19 protein-coding genes are annotated in these 22,609 nt (G+C 65.2%); 11 read left to right on the top strand and 8 right to left on the bottom strand.

What is annotated here, in order from left to right:
- Window positions 1-87: 87 nt before the first annotated feature.
- Window positions 88-1,935 carry a phosphogluconate dehydratase gene (gene edd / locus ABWO90_RS07565; protein ID WP_353190594.1) on the bottom strand — a complete coding sequence of 616 codons (1,848 nt, stop codon included), beginning with the start codon at window positions 1,933-1,935 and terminating at the stop codon, window positions 88-90.
- A 191-nt stretch (window positions 1,936-2,126) separates the two neighbouring features.
- Here edd and zwf point away from each other — a divergent pair, with 191 nt between their 5' ends.
- From zwf to ABWO90_RS07535, 6 genes are all read left to right on the top strand, one after another.
- Window positions 2,127-3,611, top strand: coding sequence for a glucose-6-phosphate dehydrogenase (zwf, locus tag ABWO90_RS07560; protein WP_353190593.1), 1,485 nt, complete (start codon window positions 2,127-2,129; stop codon window positions 3,609-3,611).
- An 88-nt stretch (window positions 3,612-3,699) separates the two neighbouring features.
- Entirely contained in the window at window positions 3,700-4,377 is a 678-nt protein-coding gene (gene pgl, locus ABWO90_RS07555; protein WP_353190592.1) for a 6-phosphogluconolactonase, read from the top strand.
- Entirely contained in the window at window positions 4,355-6,226 is a 1,872-nt protein-coding gene (locus ABWO90_RS07550) for a bifunctional transcriptional regulator/glucokinase (RefSeq protein ID WP_353190591.1), read from the top strand. Before pgl ends, ABWO90_RS07550 begins: the two co-directional genes overlap by 23 nt.
- Window positions 6,227-6,330: 104 nt before the next feature.
- Complete coding sequence (locus ABWO90_RS07545; RefSeq protein WP_353190590.1) at window positions 6,331-6,936, top strand: MarR family winged helix-turn-helix transcriptional regulator; 606 nt, start codon at window positions 6,331-6,333, stop codon at window positions 6,934-6,936.
- Window positions 6,937-6,982: 46 nt separating this feature from the next.
- A complete protein-coding gene (locus tag ABWO90_RS07540; protein ID WP_353190589.1) occupies window positions 6,983-7,192 on the top strand; it encodes a dodecin in 210 nt (69 codons plus the stop codon).
- 189 nt (window positions 7,193-7,381) lie between these two features.
- On the top strand, window positions 7,382-8,881 hold the full coding sequence (locus tag ABWO90_RS07535; protein ID WP_353190588.1) for an AMP nucleosidase: 1,500 nt from the start codon (window positions 7,382-7,384) through the stop codon (window positions 8,879-8,881).
- A 104-nt stretch (window positions 8,882-8,985) separates the two neighbouring features.
- Here ABWO90_RS07535 and ABWO90_RS07530 read toward each other — a convergent pair whose 3' ends face one another.
- The 3 genes from ABWO90_RS07530 to ABWO90_RS07520 form a co-directional block, all read right to left on the bottom strand.
- Window positions 8,986-10,239, bottom strand: a complete 1,254-nt coding sequence (locus ABWO90_RS07530; protein ID WP_353190587.1) for an Hsp70 family protein — start codon at window positions 10,237-10,239, stop codon at window positions 8,986-8,988.
- Between the two features lie 115 nt (window positions 10,240-10,354).
- The gene (locus ABWO90_RS07525; RefSeq protein ID WP_353190586.1) at window positions 10,355-11,743 is read right to left on the bottom strand and encodes an MFS transporter; all 1,389 of its coding nucleotides are present in this window, start codon (window positions 11,741-11,743) and stop codon (window positions 10,355-10,357) included.
- Window positions 11,744-11,951: 208 nt separating this feature from the next.
- A complete protein-coding gene (locus tag ABWO90_RS07520; RefSeq protein WP_353190585.1) occupies window positions 11,952-13,154 on the bottom strand; it encodes a cytochrome P450 family protein in 1,203 nt (400 codons plus the stop codon).
- A gap of 135 nt (window positions 13,155-13,289) precedes the next feature.
- Between ABWO90_RS07520 and ABWO90_RS07515 the strand changes: the two genes are divergently transcribed.
- Window positions 13,290-13,991: an ArsR/SmtB family transcription factor gene (locus ABWO90_RS07515; RefSeq protein WP_353190584.1), complete on the top strand. Its 702-nt coding sequence runs from the start codon at window positions 13,290-13,292 to the stop codon at window positions 13,989-13,991.
- Between the two features lie 212 nt (window positions 13,992-14,203).
- Here ABWO90_RS07515 and ABWO90_RS07510 read toward each other — a convergent pair whose 3' ends face one another.
- The 4 genes from ABWO90_RS07510 to ABWO90_RS07495 all read right to left on the bottom strand — a co-directional run bounded on the left by ABWO90_RS07510 (window position 14,204) and on the right by ABWO90_RS07495 (window position 18,133).
- A complete protein-coding gene (locus ABWO90_RS07510; protein WP_353190583.1) occupies window positions 14,204-14,515 on the bottom strand; it encodes a DUF4148 domain-containing protein in 312 nt (103 codons plus the stop codon).
- A 277-nt stretch (window positions 14,516-14,792) separates the two neighbouring features.
- Window positions 14,793-15,683: a hypothetical protein gene (locus tag ABWO90_RS07505; protein ID WP_353190582.1), complete on the bottom strand. Its 891-nt coding sequence runs from the start codon at window positions 15,681-15,683 to the stop codon at window positions 14,793-14,795.
- Between the two features lie 369 nt (window positions 15,684-16,052).
- A complete protein-coding gene (locus tag ABWO90_RS07500) occupies window positions 16,053-16,907 on the bottom strand; it encodes an IclR family transcriptional regulator (RefSeq protein WP_353190581.1) in 855 nt (284 codons plus the stop codon).
- A gap of 68 nt (window positions 16,908-16,975) precedes the next feature.
- Window positions 16,976-18,133, bottom strand: coding sequence for an FAD-dependent monooxygenase (locus ABWO90_RS07495; RefSeq protein ID WP_353190580.1), 1,158 nt, complete (start codon window positions 18,131-18,133; stop codon window positions 16,976-16,978).
- Window positions 18,134-18,644: 511 nt separating this feature from the next.
- Between ABWO90_RS07495 and ABWO90_RS07490 the strand changes: the two genes are divergently transcribed.
- The 4 genes from ABWO90_RS07490 (at window position 18,645) to ABWO90_RS07475 (ending at window position 22,560) form a co-directional block, all read left to right on the top strand.
- Complete coding sequence (locus ABWO90_RS07490; RefSeq protein ID WP_502922571.1) at window positions 18,645-19,721, top strand: porin; 1,077 nt, start codon at window positions 18,645-18,647, stop codon at window positions 19,719-19,721.
- 327 nt (window positions 19,722-20,048) lie between these two features.
- Complete coding sequence (locus tag ABWO90_RS07485; RefSeq protein WP_353190579.1) at window positions 20,049-20,918, top strand: ABC transporter ATP-binding protein; 870 nt, start codon at window positions 20,049-20,051, stop codon at window positions 20,916-20,918.
- 50 nt (window positions 20,919-20,968) lie between these two features.
- Window positions 20,969-21,751, top strand: coding sequence for an ABC transporter permease (locus tag ABWO90_RS07480; RefSeq protein WP_353190578.1), 783 nt, complete (start codon window positions 20,969-20,971; stop codon window positions 21,749-21,751).
- Window positions 21,748-22,560, top strand: coding sequence for an SDR family oxidoreductase (locus ABWO90_RS07475; RefSeq protein WP_353190577.1), 813 nt, complete (start codon window positions 21,748-21,750; stop codon window positions 22,558-22,560). The genes ABWO90_RS07480 and ABWO90_RS07475 overlap by 4 nt, the downstream gene beginning before the upstream one ends.
- Window positions 22,561-22,609 lie beyond the last annotated feature (49 nt).

Genomic DNA, 22,609 nt, shown 5'->3' with positions numbered 1-22,609 from the left:
GTGATGACGAAGCCAGTCTAGGGATGCACGAATAAAAAAGGCGTCAAGATTCTTGACGCCTTGCGGGCAACACCGACGCGTGCGGCGTCAGCTTCCCTTCGGGTACTGCGCGTCGTTGAACAGCACGCTCGCGCCGTGCGGCGCCGTTCCCACGTTATTGCGGAACAGTGCGAAGAGATTGCGCCACGGGTCGAACGGCCGCTGCGGCACGGGTTCCGGCGTGCGGGCGGCGAGTGCCTTGTCATCGACTTCGCAATGCAGAACATTCTTCTCGCAGTCGATGGTGATGATGTCGCCGTCCTGCACGCGCGAGAGCATGCCGCCTTCCTCGGCTTCCGGTGACAGGTGAATGGCCGCCGGGACCTTGCCCGAGGCGCCCGACATGCGACCGTCCGTGACGAGCGCGACGTGATGGCCCTCGTCCTGCAACAAGCCGAGCATCGGCATGAGTTTGTGCAACTCGGGCATGCCGTTCGCGCGAGGGCCCTGGAAGCGCACGACCACCACGACATCGCGTGTCAATTCGCCCGCCTTGAAAGCGGCCTGCGCAGATTCCTGGTCGGAGAACACCCGCGCCGGGGCGCGCACTTTCTGATGCTCCGGCTTGACCGCCGAGGACTTGATGACGGCACGTCCGAGGTTGCCCGCGAGCATGCGCAGTCCGCCCTCGGCTGCGAACGGACGCGACGCCGGGCGCACGATGTTTTCGTCGAGCGAATCGCGCGGTGCATCCTGCCACGAGAGCACGTCGTCGCGCAGGCAGGCTTCCTGCGTGTAGGCGCGCAGACCGTGCCCCATCACCGTGGTGACATCGTTGTGCAGGAACCCGGCGTCGAGAAGTTCGCGGATGAGGAAGTTCAGGCCGCCTGCGGCCTGGAACTGGTTCACGTCGGCCTTGCCGCTCGGGTAGATATGGGCGAGCAGCGGCGTGACGTCGGACAGTTCGGCGAAGTCTTCCCAGTCGAGCAGAATCCCGCCCGCGTGTGCCATGGCGACGAGATGCAGCGTGTGGTTGGTTGAGCCGCCTGTGGCGAGCAGACCGACCACGCCGTTCACGAACGCACGCTCGTCGAGAATGTGCGACGTGGTGATGCCGGATTTCGCCAGTGCCACGGCACGCGCCGTGGCGGCCTGGGTGAGCGCGTGGCGCAGTGGCGTATGCGGATTGACGAACGACGCACCGGGCAAATGCAGGCCCATGAACTCCATGAGCATCTGATTGCTGTTCGCCGTGCCGTAGAACGTGCACGTGCCTTCGGCGTGATAGGCCGCGAGTTCGGCGTCGAGCAGGGCGGCACGTGTCACGCGCCCGGCGGCGTACTCCTGACGGATGCGGGATTTCTCGTCATTCGGCAGCCCCGAGGGCATGGGCCCTGCCGGACTGAAGACTGCGGGCAGGTGACCGAACGCCTGCGCGGCGATGACCAGCCCGGGCACGATCTTGTCGCAAACGCCGAGGAACATGGCCGCGTCGAACATTTGATGGGAGAGGGCCACGGCGGACGCCAGCGCGATCACGTCGCGCGAGAACAGCGAGAGCTCCATGCCGGCGTAGCCTTGCGTCACCCCGTCGCACATGGCGGGCACCCCGCCGGCGACCTGAGCGCTCGCGCCGTGCGCGCGGGCGGCGGACTTGATGATGTCGGGGAACTCGGCGAACGGCGCATGCGCCGAAAGCATATCGTTGTATGCCGTCACGATGCCGATGTTCGGAATGCGTTCGGAGCGGATCTTGAGGCGGTCGTCGGCCGGCGCAGCGGCGAGCGCGTGCGCCAGATTGGCGCAGCCGATCGTCTCCCGCCCGGGCTGCCCCTGTGCGGCACGCGCCACGCCTTCCAGGTAAGCCTGACGCGAGGTACGGCTACGCTCGACGAGGCGTTCGGTCACGCGCTTTACCACCGGATGCAGCGACACGTTATGCGAGGACTGGGTCATGGGGATTCCGGGTCGTTGTGGGTCGCCTCATGCGGATCACGCGTCTGAAATGCCGGCCGCATGCTGGCTTGCGATGCCCTGCCCTACGTCGTCATGCGATGTAGTCAAAGCACGAGATTTTGTTGATTTGCAGTGTAGTTAAACTACAATGCAGTGTCAAAGTTGTGCATTTTCAGTGCCATTCGAGAGCTATGAACACGCCTTCACCCTATACCTTTGTGTTGTTCGGTGCCACCGGCGATTTGTCGCTGCGCAAGGTGTTGCCGGCCCTGTTTCGTGCGTTTCGAACCGGACAGCTGGGGTCGGACGATTCTGCCGACGCGAACGCAAGCGGACGTATCCTCGCGATTTCCCGCAAGCCGATGGACGCAGCCGGGTATCACGCCTGGTGTGAGGAGAATGCGCGCTCGCACATCAAGCCCGATGTCTGGGACGAAGCGGCGTGGAAGCGCTTTCTCGGCACCATCGATTACATGCCGCTCGATCTGGGACGTCAGGAGGAGTTCGGGGTGCTGGCCGAACGCCTGGCGCAGCGTCAGGGTGTGCGGATCTTCTATCTGGCGACCGGGCCGTCGCTGTTCATTCCCATTTGCGAAGGGCTGCGCAGCGCCAGACTCAACGAGAACAGCCGCATCGTGCTGGAAAAGCCGCTGGGGCACGATCTCGCGTCGTCCGAGGCGATCAACGACGCCGTCGGCGCGATCTTCCGCGAAGATCAGATCTATCGCATCGATCACTACCTCGGGAAGGAGGCGGTGCAGAACCTGCTGGCCCTGCGATTCGGTAACGCCATTTTCGAGCCGCTGTGGCGGCGCGATCTGATCGAGAACATTCAGATCACGATTGCCGAGGAAATCGGTGTCGAAGGACGCGGCGAGTTCTATGAACAGACCGGCGCGTTGCGCGACATGGTGCAGAACCATCTGTTGCAACTGCTCTCCATCGTGGCGATGGAGCCACCGTTGTCCATGAACGCCGACGCCGTGCGTGACGAAAAGCTGCGCGTGCTGCGCTCGCTGCGGCAGCTCGACGACGAGTCGGTCGCCCGCAACGTGGTGCGCGGCCAATACGGCGGCGGTGCCATCGGCAAGTCCGCCGTACCTGCTTATCTGGATGAACCCGGCGTACCGGCCGACAGCGAGACCGAAACGTTCGTGGCGCTCAAGGCAGATATCGACAACTGGCGCTGGGCGGGCGTGCCGTTCTTCCTGCGCACCGGCAAGCGCCTCGGCGAGCGTGTTGCGGAGATCGTCGTCAACTACCGCGCCACGCCGTACCCGTTGCTGGGCGAGGCAACGACGCACGCCGGCGTGAACCGGCTCGTCATCCGGCTGCAGCCCAACGAGTCGATTCGCCTCTACTGCCTCGCCAAGCAGCCGGGCGAGGGCATGAACCTGCAATCGGTTCACCTCGATCTGGCGTTCGACCAGTTCTTCAAGGGCCACCGGATGGACGCCTACGAGCGTTTGCTGCTCGACGTCATCAACGGGCGCCTCGCGCTGTTCGTGCGTCGCGACGAACAGGAGCAGGCCTGGCGTTGGGTCGCGCCGATTCAGGCGTACTGGGCGCGCCAGCACAAGGGCCCCAAACGCTACGCCGCCGGAACCTGGGGGCCGCCTGCCGCGAGCGCATTGCTTACGCAGTACGGCACAAGCTGGGTCGAAGAAGACAATTGAGACGGATCGCCGGTCGGGCGGCTCGCGTTCGCGTCCGTCCGTGACGGCGCATCTCGTCCATCGCCGAGGCCACAGGAGGCAGACACCCATGATTCACTGGCGCATATTCCCGACGCGCGAGGCCCAGGCGCAGGCGCTGGCCAACGCAGTGGTCGCCGGACTCGGCGAAGCGCTGACGATTCGTCCGCGCGCGTTGCTGGCCGTTTCCGGGGGCACGAGTCCCCGAGCCTTTCTGACGCAGCTCGCGCGACTTCCCGTGGCGTGGCGCGATATCGATATCACCCTGGTCGACGACCGGTGGCTGCCGCCCGACCACGAGGAGAGCAATGCACGGCTCGTGACCGAGACGCTGATGCCGGGTGCCACGGGCGCGCACTGGCTGCCGCTCGTCGACACGCACACGAACGCCGCACTGCAAGTGCGCACGCTCAACGACACCTGGACGCATGGGGTGCCCCAGGTGTGTGTGCTCGGCATGGGCGAAGACGGTCATACGGCGTCGCTCTTCGCCGACGCGCCGCAATGGCGAGAAGCCATCACCACGCACGACAAGTTCGTGCTCGTGCAGCCGCAACGCGCGCCGCATCTGCGGGTGTCGTGGTCGCTGGCGGCGCTCGGGGCGTGCGAGCGATTGCTGTTGCAGATTCAGGGGCCTGCCAAGCGCGCCGTGCTCGAGGCTGCGCAGACGGACGTCCAGGACAATGCCATTTCCCGGTTGATTCACCGTGAAGGAGTGAATATCGATGTCTTCTGGAGTGAGGAATAATCCGCCGCATCTGAGCGGTCCGCGACTGCTGGCCGACATCGGCGGCACGAACGCCCGCTTCGCGCTGGAGATTTCGCCGGGCGACCTCGTGGAGATCCGCGACTACGCGTGCGACGATTTTCCCGGGGTTCCCGAAGTCATCCGCGCTTATCTCGACGACGCCGATCACGCCGAGCCCGTGCAGCACGCCGCGATCGCGATTGCGAATCCGATCGAAGGCGACGAAGTTCGCATGACGAACCGCGATTGGCATTTTTCCATCGAAGCGACGCGTCGTGCGTTGCGTTTTGAAACGCTACTCGTCGTCAACGACTTTACGGCGCTTGCGATGGCGCTGCCGTATCTGACGGATGCGCAGAAGCGTCAGGTCGGTGCGGGCGAGCCCCGGCCGAACGGCGTGATCGGTCTGCTCGGGCCGGGCACGGGCGTGGGCGTATCCGGACTGATCCCGGCGGGCGACCGGTGGATCGCTTTGGGCAGCGAGGGCGGGCATACCACTTTCGCACCGGCGGACGAGCGCGAGATCGACGTGCTGCGCCATGCATGGAAGCATTTCCCGCACGTGTCGTTTGAACGCCTCGTGGCGGGCCCCGGCATGGCCATCATCTATCAGGCACTCGCCGCCCGGGAGGGACGCCAGGTGCAGGCGCTCGAAACCCCGGACATCGTGAAGCTCGCCCAGACGGGCGATCCACTGGCGCGCGAAACCGTCGACTGCTTCTGCGCGATGCTCGGCACCCTTGCCGGCAATGTTGCGGTGTCGCTCGGCGCCGTGGGGGGCGTCTATCTGGGCGGGGGGGTGATCCCGAAGCTCGGCAAACTGTTCGAGGATTCGCCCTTTCGCCAGCGTTTCGAAGCCAAGGGACGTTTCGAGGCGTATCTGAAGAAGATTCCGACTTACGTGATTACCGCCGACCATCCGGCGTTTCTCGGCACGTCTGCCATTCTTGCCGAGCAACTCGGCACGCATGCGGCCGGGGCGGGTGCGCTGATCGATCGTCTGCATCGCCTGCGCGACCGACTGAGCCCCGCCGAGCAGCGCGTGGCCGAACTCACGTTGAAGCAACCGCGTGCGCTGCTCGCCGAACCTGTCGCCGAAATTGCCCGTCTTGCAAGAGTGAGTCAGCCCACGGTCATTCGCTTTTGCCGCAAGCTCGGCTGTCAGGGGTTGTCGGACTTCAAGCTGAAGCTCGCGAGCGCGCTCACGGGCACGCTGCCGGTGCGCCACGGGCAGGTGCATGTGGGCGATTCGGCCGCCGAGTTCAGTGCGAAGGTGCTCGACAACACGGTGTCGTCGATTCTGCAGATGCGCGAGCACCTCGACGCCCGCAGCGTCGAGGCCGCCGTCAGCCTGCTCGATGGCGCGCGCCGTATCGAGTTCTACGGTCTGGGCAATTCGGGGCTGATCGCGCAAGACGCGCACTACAAGTTCTTCCGCTTCGGCATGCCGACGATCGCCTACGGCGATCCGTATCTGTTGCAAGCCGCGGCGGGGTTGCTCGGCGACGGTGACGTGGTGGTCGCGATTTCCGCGTCGGGCCGCTCGGCGGATCTGAACCGTGCGGTGGAGGTTGCCGTCGGACGCGGTGCGAAGGTCATCGCACTCACGGCGCGTAACTCGCCGCTCGCGCGCAAGGCGACGATCGTGTTGCCCAACGACCACGTCGAGACGATGGGCGCGCACGTGACGATGATTGCGCGCATCCTGCACCTGGCGGCCATCGACGTGCTGGCCGTCGGTGTGGCGATCCAGCGGGCGGGGCCGGGCGCGGAGACGGCCGGCGAGGGCGCGCTCGACTGGCTCGGCCACGGCAGCCAACAGGACGCCGGCAACCCGTCGGCGGCGTGAGCGGGTTGGCGACGGGACAGAGGGGACAGAGGCGGGATGCGGTGGCGGTCGGGCTTTGCGGCTTGAAATTCCTAAACATGTTTAGCATAATGCCGCGTATGAAAATGTCCGATTCCGCCCAACGTTTCGGCTTTCTCGTGGCAGACGTTCAACGTCTGTTCGGGCGCCGCTTCGAGCAGTTTGCGCAACGCACGCTACCAATCACGCGTGCCCAGTGCCGCTTGCTCGCCTATCTTGCCGACAATCGCGGTGTGAGCCAGACCGTACTGGCGGACATTCTCGAAACCTCGCCGCAGACGCTCGCCCGCATGCTGGAGCGCATGGAGGAGGCCGGTTGGGTGCGCCGCCGTCCCGACGCCCGCGATCCGCGCGTCGAACGATTGTTCGTCACGCGCGCCGCCGTGGCGCAGCTGGAAGTGGCGCGCACGCTCTCGGACGAAGTGCGCAACGAAGCGCTGCACGGCCTGACGGCGTTCGAGGCAGTGCAGCTCACGCAGCTGCTGCAAAAGGTGCGCCGCAATCTTCGCAATGTCGTGCCTACGCCGGTCGACACCGTGGTGCCGGCGGTGCTTCGCCGCGACGCGGCGTCCACCGCAAGCGCGAACGACGATCCCGACGTAACGTCGAACCCTGCCAGCGCCCTGACGCATCCACCGGTGGATGGTCCCGGCGACGATGTGTCGGAATGCGCCGACTTGCGGCCGCAGTAGGACGCGCCTAGCATGGAAAGTCTCCAAACCAACCCCGGAGACTGACATGTCGAATCACGTGTACAAGCAGATCGAGTTGACCGGCTCGTCGACGAAGTCCATCGACGACGCGGTCAGATGCGCCATCGAGCGCGCGAGCAAGACATTGCGCAATCTGAACTGGTTCGAGATCACGGAAACCCGCGGGCATATCGAAGACGGCAAGGTCGCCCACTGGCAGGTCACGCTCAAGGTCGGCGTGCGGCTGGAGGATTGACCGGTCGGCGCCATGCCGGATCGGTCGGATTTGCCCGTGTTCCCTGCGTCATCCATCTCCGGGAAGTCCTTTGCGAAACGCCTGGAAATCGATGGAAACCGCCTCGTCGCAGGGACACGCGGGCGTCGTATAGTCGTGTCACAATAGGCGCATACTCGAGATCATGAAAAAGACAGAAGAGGTTTGCGCATGTCCGAACAAGAACCGGTCCATGCCACCCGATCGATCACCGATCCGGTGGAAGCCGTTGCCTACCTGAAGACGATTTACGACGCCAATACGGCGTATCTGCGCGCCGCGTTCGAACGCTTTTCGACACAGAAGGATCAGTCGCGACGGGTGAGTGCGCATTATCCGTTCATCCGCATCACCACCGAAGAGATCACCCAGCTCGACAAGCGTCTGTCCTACGGCTTCGTGTCGGGGCCGGGCAGCTATCAAACGACGGTCACGCGACCGGACCTGTTCGAGAGCTACTACATCGAGCAACTGCGTCGTCTGGCGCACAACCACGGGGTGGCATTCGAAGTCGGCGTGTCCGACGAGCCGATTCCCGTGCACTTCGCCTATCAGGACGGCGTGTATCTCGAAGGCGATCTCGATCAATCGCACCTGCGTGCCATGCGCACGGTGTTCGACGTGCCCGATCTGGCCACGATGGACGACAGCATCGTGAACGGCACGCGCGATCCGCTGCCCGACGAGATCCTGCCGCTCGCATTGTTTACCGCGCCTCGCGTCGACTACTCGCTGCATCGCCTGCGTCACTACACGGCGACGTCGCCCGAGAACTTCCAGAACTATGTGCTCTTCACGAACTACCAGTTCTACATCGACGAATTCGTCGAACTGGGCCGTGAACTGATGAGTGCGACCGACGATCCGGCATTGCGGGTATACCGCAGCCAGTACACGGCGTTCGTCGAGCCGGGCAACGTCACGCACTGGAACCAGAACATCGCCACGCGCGGTGCCGAGGGCACGTCGCCCGGCCGGCTGCCGCAAATGCCGGCGTATCACCTCGTGCGGCCCGACAACACGGGCATCACGATGGTGAACATCGGCGTGGGACCGTCGAACGCGAAGACCATCACCGACCATATCGCCGTGCTGCGGCCGCATGCGTGGGTCATGCTCGGGCACTGCGCCGGGCTGCGTAATTCGCAGCGTCTGGGCGATTACTGTCTCGCCCACGGCTACGTGCGCGAAGACCACGTGCTCGACGACGACCTGCCGCTCTGGGTGCCGGTGCCGCCACTGGCCGAAGTGCAGGTGGCGCTCGAGCGCGCCGTGGCGGACGTGACCCAGCTCGACGACTTCGAGCTCAAGCGCGTGATGCGCACGGGCACGGTCGTCACCGTCGACAACCGGAACTGGGAGCTGCGCGATCACCGGGAGCCGGTGCAGCGCATGAGCCAGAGCCGTGCGATTGCGCTCGACATGGAGAGCGCGACCATCGCGGCAAACGGCTTCCGCTTCCGTGTGCCGTACGGCACCTTGCTTTGCGTGAGCGACAAGCCCCTGCACGGCGAATTGAAGCTGCCCGGCATGGCAGACCGGTTCTATCGCGAGCGTGTCGATCAGCACTTGAAGATCGGGGTGAAGGCGATGGAGCTGCTGCGCGATAACGGTCTCGACCGCCTGCACAGTCGCAAGCTGCGCAGTTTCAACGAAGTGGCGTTCCAGTAACCGCTGCCAGACGTTCAAAACGGAGCGGTCGAAAAAAAGCGCGCTGACCTCACGGTCGCGCGCTTTTTTCATGACGACGGATCAATGTCCGCCGGGCTCATCCCTTACGCGTACACGCGCTTGGCATGAATGCCCAACCCGAGCGCCACGCTGGCGAGGCGGTCGCCGAAGACCGGTGTTGCCTTGGGGAAGGCGGCACACATGGCATCGGAAAGGCAACGAAGGCCCGTCGAGCCACCGGTGAAGTAGAGCGCATCGACGTCTTCCGCGCGCAAGCCCGCCAGCGCTGCCGTGTGTACGGCGCCTGCCGTAATGCTGGCGATCTCGTCGCTCACGGCTTCCACCAGTCCGGCCTCCGAGAAGGCCACACCGAGTTCGCGTTCGATCAGCGACAGGTCGATACGCGTCTCGCCACCGGAGGACACTTCGATTTTCGCGTCTTCTGCATGGCCCACGAGCGCGTGTCCGAGGCGTTGTTCGACGGTGCGCATGAGGCGGCGATGGTGCGCCGGATCGGCATAGAGATGCGCGGTGAGCGCCAGTTCGCCTGCGCGCTTGGGCGTGTAGACGGTATTGATCAGGTGCCACGTTGCCAGATCGAAATAGATCCGGTTGGGGACTTCCTTGCCGTCGGGACCGAGCGCCTTGTAGCCGAGTTCGCGCAGGATGGTCGCCAGCTCGATGCGACGGTCGAAGTCCGTGCCGGCGATATGCACGCCGTGATGCGCGAGCACGTCGTCCTTGCGATCGAGATGGCGGGCGCGCTCCGGTCCCACGCGTACGAGCGAGAAGTCCGACGTACCGCCGCCGATGTCGACCACGAGCACCTGCTGCTCCTGCGTGAGACGCGACTCGTAATCGAAGGCTGCGGCGATCGGTTCGAACTGGAATTGCACGTCCTCGAAGCCGACGTCGCGTGCGCTTTGTTCCAGCGAGCGCTGGGCAGCGGCGTCGGCGCGCGGGTCGTCGTCGACGAAGAACACCGGGCGTCCCATGACCACCTGGCGCAGATCGCCGCCGTCCGTCTTCAGGGCGTGCGTGCGCAGATGCCGCAGGAATGTGGCGATGATGTCGATGTAGCGCATCGCCGAGCCGTTGCCGAGGTCGGTGGTGCTTTCGATCAGGGAGGAGCCGAGCAGGCTTTTGAGCGAGCGCATCAGGCGCCCGTCGTAGCCGTCGATGTAGTCGGAAACGGCCTGACGGCCGAACGACGCGCGACCACCTTCATCGGCATTGAAGAACACGGCGGTAGGCAGGGTGCCGTAGCCGGCTTCAAGTTCGACCAGACGCATGGCGGCGCCGCTCTTAACAGCGACGGCGGAATTCGAAGTGCCGAAATCGATGGCGCAGAAACTCATGGCATTTGCGGCCCACGCAGGCGAGCCGTAAAAGGTCGGCAGTGTAGCACGGCCGGGTGGGCGGCCGGATGAACGCCCGGAAAGCGCCGATGGAGGTCGAACCGCCGCACGCCGCTCATCGGTGCGAGGAGCGCGCGCCCGGCTGCGCCGACGGCAGCGTGCGCAGACTGCTCACCACGGCCGCGACCGCCGCGAACGCGGCCGCAACATAGAGCGAAGTGCGCGTGCCGTACCCCTGCGGCGCCACGCTGAATACCAGTGCCACGAGGGCGGCGCCGGTCGTTTGCCCGGTCAGGCGGGCGGTGCCGAGCATGCCGCTCGCGCCGCCGCTGCGATGCGCCGGTGCCGACATCAGCATGGCGTAGTTGTTCGGCGACTGGAACAGACCGAAGCCGAAGCCACACAGCGCCATGCGCCAGACGATGTCGATCGATGTGGGATGCGCGGGCAACAGGCCGAGCGCGAGCAACCCGAGCGCGAACGCCGCGAGCCCGACGGCGCCGAGCAGCCCCGGCTTGTAGTACTCCAGCAGTCGTCCGGCGAGCGGGGCGACGACCACGATCGTGAGCGGCCAGGCGGTCATCAGCAGGCCTGTCTGGACATGGTCGAAGCCCAGGGTGTCCTGCAGGAAGAAGGGGAGCGAGACGAACGCGAGCATTTGCGCGCAGAACGACGCCATCGACGTGCAGATCGACAGCCCGAAAATCGGAATGCGCAGCAGATCGACGGGCAGCAGCGGCACCGGCTGACGGTGCTGACGGCGCACGAAAACGGTGCCGATGACGACGGCTGCCACGAGTTCAACCGCCACGAGCCAGCGCGCCTGCCCGTGGCCGAACGAGTCGATGCCGGAAATCAGCAGCCCGAACGTCAGGGCGCTCAACAGTGCGCCCGTCCAGTCGAACGGATGCGAGCCGCGTGGGCTGTCGGGCAGCGCGCGCACGGCAATGGCGAAGGCAACAATGCCGAGCGGCACGTTGATCGCGAAGAGCCACGGCCAATGGGCGATGGAGAGCACCCCGGCGGCAATCGTCGGCCCGGCCGCAGACGACACGGCCACGATCAGCGAATTGAGCGCCACGCCGCGTCCGAGCCAGCGCGACGGATAGATGGCTTTGACCAGCGCTGTGTTCACACTCATGATGCCGGCCGCGCCAAAGCCCTGCGCCACGCGGGCGAGCGTGAGGGTGACGAGCGAGTCGGAGAGGGCGCACGCCAGCGAGGCGAGGGTGAAGATGGCGAGCCCGTAGGTATAAACGCGCCGGTAGCTCACGATCTCGCCGAGCGCCGCGAGGGGCAGCAGGGAGATCGTGATGGCGAGTTGATACGCGTTGACGATCCAGATCGAGGTGGCCGGACTGGCGTTCAGATCACGCGCAATCGTGGGTAGCGCAACGTTGGCGATGGCACCATCGAGCACCGAGAGCGAGATGGCGAGCATGACGGTCACGATGGCCCAGACCCGGGCGGGCATGGGCATGCCGTCAGTGTGTGTGTCGGACATGAGAGCAGCAGAGGACGAAATCCGCGCGTCGAGTGCGAACGGCTAACGCGCGCGGCGAAACCGTCATCCTGCCTGAAATCGGGGAAACCGGCGGCTTCGGCCTGAAAACCCCCGTGTTTATTGGGGCGACGTTCAGGAATTGACGTTTTGTCTGTTGAAACTAATATTTCGACAGATAAAACATTGGGCCGTGAATGCCGCCACCGCGTCAACGCGTCGCGCCATCCGGGCTGAAACGTGCAATGCGGACGTTGCCGAGCGGGTGGTACCCCGAGCCGTCGGCTAACGCCGGGAGGTCGACGCCGCTGTCGAGAATGGCCTGAACGCCGACGGTGGCGAGGGTGGTGGCGGGCGAGCGTCCCGGGCAGGCGTGCGCGCCCTGTCCGAAGGTCCACGCCACGTCGTCCGGCAAGTCTTGCGTCGGCGCGGCGGCAAGTACGACGAGGATCGCGTCGCCACGCGACAGCGTGCGCTCGCCGATCACGACGTTCGCATGCAGGAAGCGGCGCGTGTTCTGCACGGGGGGATCGAAGCGAACGACTTCGCGCACGGCGTTCGCCGCGACAGGCAGCCCGGCGGTCTCCGACGTTTGCGTCGTGCACCGCGCTAGACGGCGAAGGCTGTTGGCGACGAGTCCCGCGCAGGCGTCATGCGCTTGCGTGAACAGGCCCATGACATTGGCGGCAAGTGCGCCGTAGTCGACGGCCTCGTCGCGGGCGGCGGCCCGGGCGGTGTCGCGCAACCAACTGCCCGGGGCGTGGGCGTCATCCAGCCACTGATCGACGCGATGGCGCAGCGACGATGCGGCTTGGTGTCCATGAGCCAGAACGTTGATGCGCGGCGCCGGTTTGGCGGACTCTGCCATGGCGGCGACCAGCTTGTGCGCGTCGTCATAGACCTCCGCCCACTGCGCTGGCGCCACGCCAAGCCATGCCGCGAGCGCGTAAATCGGCTGACGGAAAACGTAGTCGTCCAGACGCGCGGCCAGCGCGTCGCCGCACGCGAGATAGGCGTCTGCACAGGCGGCCTGACTCGCTTCGCGAAGTCGGCCGAGTGTGGCGGCGTCGGCGCGAAGCGTGGCGAGTCGCGCGTTGAGCCACGGCTTCATGGCGGCGTGCACCGGGCCGTCGTTCATTCGCACGAGGGCGCCAAACCAGTCGCCTGCGGCGCCGTCGGCGAGCGCTGCCGGAACGCGGGCTCCGATCGGGCGCACGCCGCAGTCGGCATGCCGCAGCACGGCCGCCATGACCTGTGGCCCGGCGGCGACCCACAGGCCAAGCGAAGCATCGTAGTCGAGCGGACGCCGCGCGGCGAGCGACGCATAAAAGGGATATGGATCGGGGTGAACCACGGCTGCGAGTGCGTTCGCGGGCGGCTGCAATGTGGGAGATTCGGCGGTGACGGCAAGCATGGGGCGTCTCTCGATGATGTCTTGATGCTTCTCATCGTAGGCCACGAAGACGCCATCACGTTTCATCACACGCTGAAGTGTTGATCGCATGCCCCGGCCTATACTGCGAGGCATGCACTTCACGGGATGGATGTCATGGATATCGCAAGAGATCACGCCCCCGGCGTCAGCTCGCTCGCCGCGTTGCTCGCCGATGCGGGGCGCATGACCATGCTCTGGTCGTTGATGGACGGCTCTGCGCGTCCGGCGGGCGAACTGGCGCTGGTGGCGGGGCTTTCGCCGTCGAGTGCCAGCGGGCATCTGGCGCGTCTGGTCGACGGCGGCGTGCTGGCACAGGAATCTCGTGGCCGTCATCGTTACTTTCGGATCGCCACGCCCGAGACGGCCGCGGCGATCGAAGCCTTGGCGAGCGCCGTGCTGGCCACGCGAGAACTTCGTCCGAGGGCCGTGCCGGTGAGCCGTTCCACACCGGTGCCATTGCGTCACGCACGCACGTGCTACGACCATCTGGCCGGCGAAGTCGCCGTCGAGCTGTTCTCTCGCATGCACGATCGTCAATGGATTCGGGTCGACGGCAGCGACGTTGCGCTGACCGACGCGGGCACGCGGGGGCTGACGGCACTTGGCGTCGATCTATCGCATGCGCATGCGCGCAGACGCCGCTTCGCGTGTACCTGCCCGGACTGGAGCGAGCGCAAACCCCACCTCGGCGGCGCATTGGGCGCGGCACTCCTGAGCACCTGTCTCGACGCGAAGTGGCTCGAACCCACTCGCGAAGCGCGCGCGCTGCGTGTCACGCCCCTGGGTGAGCGAAGACTTGCAGTGATCGCAGTTTGATTCGGTGTCCGTTTCAACGGCCCATAGAGAAACACCCCGCGGAAATACGCGGGGTGTGAGGCACCGGGAGCGGTGGGCAACGGGACAGGATCCGAAGTCTATCGTCCTGGCCGCCGTGGCGCCGTCACCGGTTGCCGATGAAGCACGTCGTGTGGCGTGTGACTCGCGCCGACACTGGGTATCAACCGATATTGGCGCGAGTGGCCGGCAGCTTAGCTACCGGCGTAAGTCGAGTTGATGAGTGCGAGCGACGAACCCTTCACATGGGCGCGGGCCGCCGTACCGTGGGCTTCCAGCACCGGATACTCGCTGTCGGTCTGCGTGAGCGTGCCCTGGGCCTGCGCTTCGATCAGTTGCTCACGCACCTGTGCGCGCGGCACTGCGAGCTTTTCGCTGTACACGCTCGACTGCCAGAAGAAGTTCTCGTTCGGATAGCCGTTGCCGCCGGTTCCAGCGAAAGCCGCCGGGGCAGCCGCCACGGCAAGGGTTGCGGCGATCATCAGATGGGAAATCGTGCGGGTCATGGTAATTCTCCTGTCGTTGTTTTTCTGGTGGTCGGCCGGCTCGTTCGAGTGTCCGGCACCGCCTACGCCTCTAAGGTAGGACGACCACGTCGCAGGAGTAACCGCATGGCGCGCAACAATACATTGCGGATAATGCGATGGCTCGAAACCCGCATGAATAAAAGAGTTTCAGGCGTTACGTTTGCCCGGGAGCGTCGAGCAGAAGCTCTAATGAGGAGAATAAATCACAGGCGTGCGACAGGATGTCGCGTGCCGCGCGGCGATGGCAAACCCACCCTCAGAATCGATACCCCACTCCCGCCAGAAAGATGTCGCTGTCGCGGTCGTAACCGGTGATGACGCGGTTCCACGACACGCGTGCGACCCAGTGATCGGTCATGCGATACGCCATGCTCATCGTCAGCAGCCCGGCGACCACGTTCTGGGCGCCGTGCGCCGTATGGTTCTCCCGGTACTGGTTCCACGTCACGTAGGGTCCGAAGCCCAGGCCGAGGCTGAGACGGTCATCGAAGAAGTCGTTCTTGAGCCAGGCCTGTACCGCGGCGCCCTGACGACTGCCGAGGTTGCTGTGTCCTTCGTTGATCAGCGATACGGTGCCGTCGATCCAACGACCGAAGCCGTGCCGGTATTCGATGGCCTCGGCCGCAGCGTTCTGCGAGTCGAGACTGTTGACGACCGAGATGCCCGCCATGACCGACACCACATCGCCGGTCGGTACGGCGGGCGTGGTGTTGCCTGCGAGTGGCCCGGGCGATGCGGGCTTGTCCAGTTGATAGCCGACCCCGAGCAGATACGTGACGCTGTTCACGCTCGACGGCGACTGCACGTAGTTCACGCGTGTCTGCACATACCAGCGACTTTCGAAGTACCACGTCGCGGCGAACGAAAACATGGCGCCCCAGCCGTGATCGTCTTCATAGCTGCGGCCACGGCTGCCCTGCACGGTGTCGTAATAGTGATAGGGACCGACGCCGATCGCGAGATCGAGACGTCTGTCGAAGATCGGCTGATGCGCCCAGAACTGCAACGCGAAGCCGTCGCGATGATGATCGGGCACATGGCCTTCGTTCAGCCACGTGAAGCCCGCCGAGAAGTGTTCGCTCAACCCCTGCCGGTAATCGAAACCCCAGGCATACGTATGGGCGTTGTCATCGTTGCGTGCGTTCATGCCGCCCGCGAACACCGTGGCTTCTTGCGCATGTGCCAGGGCCGATGCGCCACACAATAGGCCCGCCATCGCGGCCCGTCGCCACCACTGCCGACAAGTGAGGTCTGTCATAGGTGTCTTCGCAAAGCGAACGCCGGGCGTGTCGCGCTACCGCGCATGCGCAAGCGTCCTGTGCGAAAAATCCTAGCAAGCCAGATGGCTGCCGGGGGCGTTCGGGCAGGTTCGGTAAGCGAAAATCGAATTACGAATCGTTACGAGAAGCGGGGGCGATGGGAGGTCGAGGCGCCGGGGTTGTGCACACCGGCGCGCCAGTTCAGGGGCGCCGATCCGTCAACGCCCGTGGGGACTGGCGACGGCGGACATGAGACGTCAGCCGCGCTCGGCGGCCGCGAGGAAAGCTGGCGAATCTGTCAGTAATACGGCGAGATCGGCCGCCCCTGATCTGACGGCGCGTGCGGTGCGCTCGCGCGTGAGGGTGTCGGTGCCGACGAGCGTGCGCGGCCCGGCTACGCTCAATGCCGCCAACGGACGGCCGTGGCTGTCGAGCACTGCGGCGGCGCAGGCGTCGATGCCCGCTTCGAAGCCGTCCTGGCTCCACGCGCAGCCCGCGTCGCGGTCGGCGGTGAGTTGTGCGTCGAGCGCGGCATAGGTGCGCGCGCTTTGCGCGGTGACGGCCGCGAGCGGCTCCGGGCCGAGCAGTGCGCGGCGGCGCTCGCTGCCCAGATGGGCAAGCAGGGCGCGCCCGGGCGCCGTCAGATGCGCCGTGACGCGACTGCCCGCGCGAATGTTGCTCACCAGCGGCAAGGCGGGGGTTTCGCACAGGAGATAGCGCACCTGCGCCCCGTCGAGCACCGTCAGATAGCTCGACAGGCCGGTCTCGCCCGTCACCCGCGTGAGCACGCGTCGGGCGGTCGCGAGATGGTCCTCGCTGGCGAGCGCGCTGGCGGCGAGCGTCAGAAACCCCAGCCCCAACCGATGGCCGCCCTGCGGCAACGGTTCGAGCACGCCTTCGAATTGCAGCGTCTCGATCAACCGCATGACGGTCACGCGATTCACGCCGATGCGACGGCCGACCTCGCTCATGTTCGCCGTCGAGCCACCGTCCGCGACGAAGCGCAGCAGCTTGAGCGCGCGCATGACCGGCGTCACAAGCCCGGCCTGCGCCGCGTCGGAGGCGTCGGCAGCGTCAGTGGCGTGCCCGGTGGCGGATGCAGCTTTCGTCATGCGTTCGATTCCATGTCAACGGGATGGGGCGGGGCGCCTGCTCGGTGGGTCGGCCCCGTCAGGGCCGCTCAGGCGGCGAGCGGTACCTGCCATGCGTCGTACTCGTAGACCCAGTCGGCATTGCCGCCTTCCTTGAGCCATTGATTGCCGCGTGAGCCGATCTGCACGCGTGCCGTGCGCTCACGGCGCGCGGCCTCGTATCGGCCAAGCGCTGCCGCGAGCGTGGCGGCGTCCGCTTGCGGGCCGGCGGCGGCCAGGTGGCGAGACAGTACCACAGCGTCCTCGATGGCCATGCCTGCGCCTTGCGCCATGAACGGCATCATCGGATGGCAGGCATCGCCGAGCAGCGACACGCGATCGCGCGACCATTGCGGCAGCGGATCGCGCACGTACAGCGCCGACTTCAACACGCTGTCGCACGCGTCGAGCAGCGCGCGGGCCTCGGCGTGATAGTCGGCGTACATGGCGCGCAGTTCATGCACGTCGCCCGGCGCGGTCCACGATTCGAGCGTCCAGCTGTCTTGCGGCGTGGTGGCGAACACGAAGATGTCGCGTCCGAGATTGAGCGGGAACGTCACGATCTGGCTCGACGGATTCGGTCCCCACCACTTCGTGAACGCACCGAGATTCGGCACGCCTTCGAGTTTCTCCGCAGGGACAACCGCACGGTACGCGACCACGCCGGTGAATTCCGGGGACTCGGGCCCGAACAGGCCCGTGCGCACCACCGAATGGATGCCGTCGGCGCCGATGAGCACATCGACCTCGTCATGCGTGCCGTCGGCAAACGCGAGGCGAATGCGCCCGCCTTGTCCCGCTGCCGGTGCTTCGAACGACACGAGCTTCTTGCCCAGCGCAATGGCCTCGGCAGGCACGGTTTGCTCCAGCGCTTGCAGCAGGTCGGCGCGGTGCATCGTGAGTTGCGGCGCGCCGTATTTCGTCTGGGCGGTCTGCGCCATCTCGAGTCGCGACGTCTCTTCGCCAGAATCCCACGTGCGGCTGATGCGATGACTCGGCTGTGCCGCCGTCTTGCGCAACGCTTCGCCCACGCCGAGGCCGTCGAGCGCACGCACGGCGTTCGGCGTCAGATTGATGTCGGCACCCACGCGGGCGAACTGCGCGGCCTGCTCGTACACACGCACGCGAAAACCGGCGCGCAGCAGACCGATGGCGGCGGCCAGACCGCCGATGCCGGCACCGTTGATGCCGATGAGAGGAGCTTGCATGTGTGACTTCCTTAGCGAGAGTGACGGCAAACCAGCCGAAAGTGCCGATCTGTCGCAAAAATTAAAACGTTCAAATATGAACATGATGTTCAAATATTATTGTTTTTGATTCGCATCCCCGCAAGTCTCCCTCGGGTAAATCCGGAGCCGGCGCGTCACCGTCCCGCGCCCCGTGCGGCGGACGATTGGCAACGCTCGCGGGACGAACGGTGCCGTCGATACCCATGTCCGGCGTACCACTGGTGGTGCAACGCACGCGAGATAGCACGCCAATTTTCCCGCAGCAATTCGTGTATCTCCGCTGCGAGTCTCGAGCGTCACCTGGCCTAAGCTTCGCAACGTTGGTTTCATAAGTAATCCAACGTTTCACAGGTGGAACGTCAAGTGAGCGCGCAGAGCAGGGTAACCGGCTTGGGTTGCCGCGTGCCGGACTGGCGTATTCACCGTTCTCGAATCATCGAACGACAGGAGTACACAGATGAAGCGGTTTCCGATGGGGCGGATCCCGGGCATAACGAAGCTTGCGGCAGCCATGCTGCTCGCAGCAGGCGTGCCGATCGCAGCGCACGCGCAGAGCAATGTCACGCTTTACGGCAGCATGGACGCCGGCGTGGCCTATGTGAACAACCAGGGCGGCAGCGCGAACTGGATGGCCCAGCAAGGCGCCACACAACCCGACCGCTGGGGCTTTCGCGGCGTGGAGGATCTGGGCGGCGGCAATCGCGCCATCTTCCTGCTGGAAAACGGCTTCTCGACACTCACCGGCAACGTGATCAAGGCCGGTTCGATGTTCAATCGCCAATCGTGGGTGGGATTGCAGTCGGACAAGATGGGCACGGTCACCATCGGCCACATGACCACCTTCAACTTCGACTGGCTGGGGCCGCTGAGCACCGCCTATCTGGGCATGAACTGGTACATGTTCCACCCGGGTAACATCGACGAACTCGCCAACACCTCGGTTGTCCAGGCGGACAACTCCGTGCGCTACGTCACGCCGGACTTCGCCGGCTTCAAGGCCGGCGCGATGATCTCGATGGGTAACACCACGAACTTCGCCTACGGTCGCAAATGGAGCGTGGCGGCCAATTACACGAACGGCGGCTTCAAGGCGTCGGCCGTCTACTCGAACGAGAACAACCGCACGCCGAACGTGGCAGTGCTCGGCGGCGCCACGTTCCAGGGACAGCCGGTGGCGACCTATGCCGCATCGAACGTCGAGAACATGGGCGCGGGCGTGTCGTATGGCTTCGGCTCGTGGCTGCTGCACGCGTTGTACACGCGTGTGAAGTTGCAGTCGCCCGGCTACAGCGACACGTACCAGTCGTTCGATGCTGGCGCGAACTACGCCACGAGCATCGCGAACACGGTCACCTTCGGCGCCGCGACGACCGACATGTCGGGCAAGCGCTGGACGCAGGTCAGTCTGGGCGACGTCTACGCGCTCTCCAAGCGCACGCAGGTGTACGTGAGCGGTGTGTATCAACACGCCAGCGGCAACGGCGCCATTACGGCGATCAACACGATAGGTGCGTCGTCGACGTCCAGCCAGGTTGTCATCATTTCGGGTGTGCATCACGCCTTCTGAGCCTTGAGCTCGCGCGGCCTTCGCGCACCCTACGAGATTCACCCAGTGGTCTCACCTCACACGCCGGCCGGCTCACGCCCGCCGGCGTTTTTTTCGCCCCGACGCCACGTGCGATCCCGTCGAAAACCTCATGGGTGCGGGTTTCCCCTAGTCAAAAAACAATTTTGACTCCGGTCGCCACTCCCTATAATTGATCCATAAGTAAATCAACGTTTCACATATGAAACGTGACGCGAAAGAGAAAGACAGGCTGGCAGGCCAGGCAAGCGAAGCGTTGCCGGGGGCTGCCCGAAGCAAGTTGAACATCCAGAAACACGGTGGTTTCCCATGCTCAGGTCGATTCAATTGAAGGACGCGAACCTTGCCGAGGCGCATGCCGACGCTCGTCCGGCGCATCACGCCGCGGCACCCCTGCCGTTCGCCATCGAATACCACGGCGTTACGCGTCGGTTCAAAAATCGCCAGGGCAAGGGCGAAATGACGGCCGTCTCGAATGTGTCGATCGGCATCAAGTCGGGTGAGTTCGTCTCGCTCATCGGGCCGAGCGGTTGCGGCAAGAGCACGTTGCTCAACATGGGCGCCGGGCTGTATGCGCCGAGTGAAGGAAAGGTGACGCTGGCGGGCAAGCCGGTGCGCGGCCCGTCGCAGCAAGTGGCGTTCATGTTGCAGAAGGATCTGCTCATGCCGTGGCGCTCGATCCAGAAGAACGTCGAGCTGGGCATGCAGATCCGCGGACGCAGCAAGGCCGAGCGCGCCGAAGTCGCTCGCGCACTGCTCGCACGCTGCCACCTGAAGGGCTTCGAGAATCACTACCCGCATCAACTGTCGGGCGGCATGCGCCAGCGCGCGGCGCTCGCCCGAACGCTGGCTGTCGAGCCGGACGTGTTGCTCATGGACGAGCCGTTCTCGGCACTCGATGCGCAGACCAAGATGGTGCTCCAGCAGGATCTCGCGCAGATGCTCGCCGCCGAAGGCAAGACGGCGCTGATGATTACCCACGATCTGGCCGAAGCGATCGCACTGTCGGATCGCGTGTTCGTGATGAGCGAGCGCCCGGGCACGATCATCGAGGAAATCACGGTCGACCTGCCGCATCGCGACAACCCCATCGAGCGCCGCAAGCAAGCGGGCATGAACGAGTACGTCGCCCACCTGATGGAACTGCTCAAGGTCGGTCGCGACGACCACCTCGGTTAAGCGACACCAAGCGACACCCCCGACATCGCAAGACACTGGAAATCCTCGCTATGAAATCCCTTTCCAAAACGCAACTGACCGTCGGCAGCTTCTTGCTGTTGCTGATCTTCGCGGCCGCGTGGCAATGGGGCCCGAAGGCATTCGGCGTACCCGAGTTCGTGCTGCCCAAGCTGTCGTCGACCATCGTCGAAGGCGCTCGCATGTTCGAAGTCGAGAACCTGTGGCTGCATATCGGCGTGACGGCACTCGAAGTGATCGCGGGCTTCGTGATCGGTTCGGCGCTGGGCGTGCTGATCGGCGTGATCCTCGGCCTGTCGCCGTCGACCGAAGCCATGCTCTCGCCGTACATCCTTGCGTTGCAGATTGCGCCGAAGGTGGCCTTTGCGCCGCTGTTCGTGATGTGGATGGGCTACACCATCTATCCGAAGATCCTCGTTGCGGTGCTGATCGTTTTCTTCCCGGTGATGATCAACGTGCTGGGTGCCGTGCGCTCGGTCGATCCCGACATGGTCAATCTGGTGCGCGCCTTGTGCGGCCGTCGCTGGCAGATCTTCCGCTTCGTCGAGTTCCCGTCGGCCATGCAGGCGCTCTTCGCCGGGCTGCGCATCGCCTCGACGCTGGCCGTGATCGGCGTGACCGTCGGTGAGCTGGTCGGCGGCGACCGCGGCCTGGGCTACCTGCTGGTCTACGGCGAAGGCCAGGGCAATACCGCGATGGTGTTCGTCGCGATCGCCGGTCTGACCGTCATCGGCATTGCCGCGTATGCCGCTGTTGTCTGGCTCGAGCGCCGTGCACTGCACTACGTGCCGCGCGCCGCCATGAACATCGCATGAGCAACGGGGATTCGAAAGTGAACGAATTGCCCATCCTCGCACTGGATACCGACACGCTCGCGCCGCTCGACGGCAAGCGCCTGCTGATCACCGGCGGTGCCCGGGGCCTCGGCGAAGGTTTCGTGCGCGCCGCCGTCAAGCGCGGTGCCGTGGTGACGATCGCCGATATCGCGGTCCACGCCGGCGAGGCACTGGCCGCCGAATTGTGCGACGCGGGTTATGCCGTGTCGTTCGTGCGTGTCGATCTGTCCGACCCGGCCTCCGTCGACGCGGCTGCCCAGGCGGCGTCCGCGCAAATGGGCGGCATCGACGGCCTGGTCAACAACGGCGCCATCACCAACTCGGGCGGCAAGATGGCGACCGAGCTGAGCATCGAGACGTGGGACGCGGTGATGAACGTCAACGTGCGCGGCACATGGCTCATGACGATGGCCGCACTGCCGGCGCTGCGCGCGTCGGGGCAAGGCCGTGTCGTGAACATCGCTTCGGACACCGCTTTGTGGGGCGCGCCCCGCCTGCTCGCCTACACGGCCAGCAAGGGCGCGGTGATGTCGATGACGCGCTCGCTCGCCCGCGAACTCGGCCCGGACGGCATCACCGTCAACGCCATCGCGCCGGGGCTCGTCGAGGTCGAGGCCACGGCCTACGTGCCCGCCGAGCGCCATCGCCACTATCTGGAAGGACGCGCGCTGCCGCGTGCACAGGTGCCGGACGACGTCATCGGCCCCGTGCTGTTCCTGCTCTCCGACGCGTCTCGTTTCGTGACCGGGCAGGTGCTGCCGGTCAACGGCGGTTTCGTCATGCCGTGACGCGCCGCTCATTGCCTTAATCGCACTCAATTCGCAACGCCTCCAAGGA

The organism is Pandoraea pnomenusa, from assembly GCF_040391475.1.
Classification (GTDB): domain Bacteria; phylum Pseudomonadota; class Gammaproteobacteria; order Burkholderiales; family Burkholderiaceae; genus Pandoraea; species Pandoraea pnomenusa_C.
Note: the sequence above shows the minus strand (reverse complement) of the source record. Positions and strands in the feature narration are given on the sequence as shown.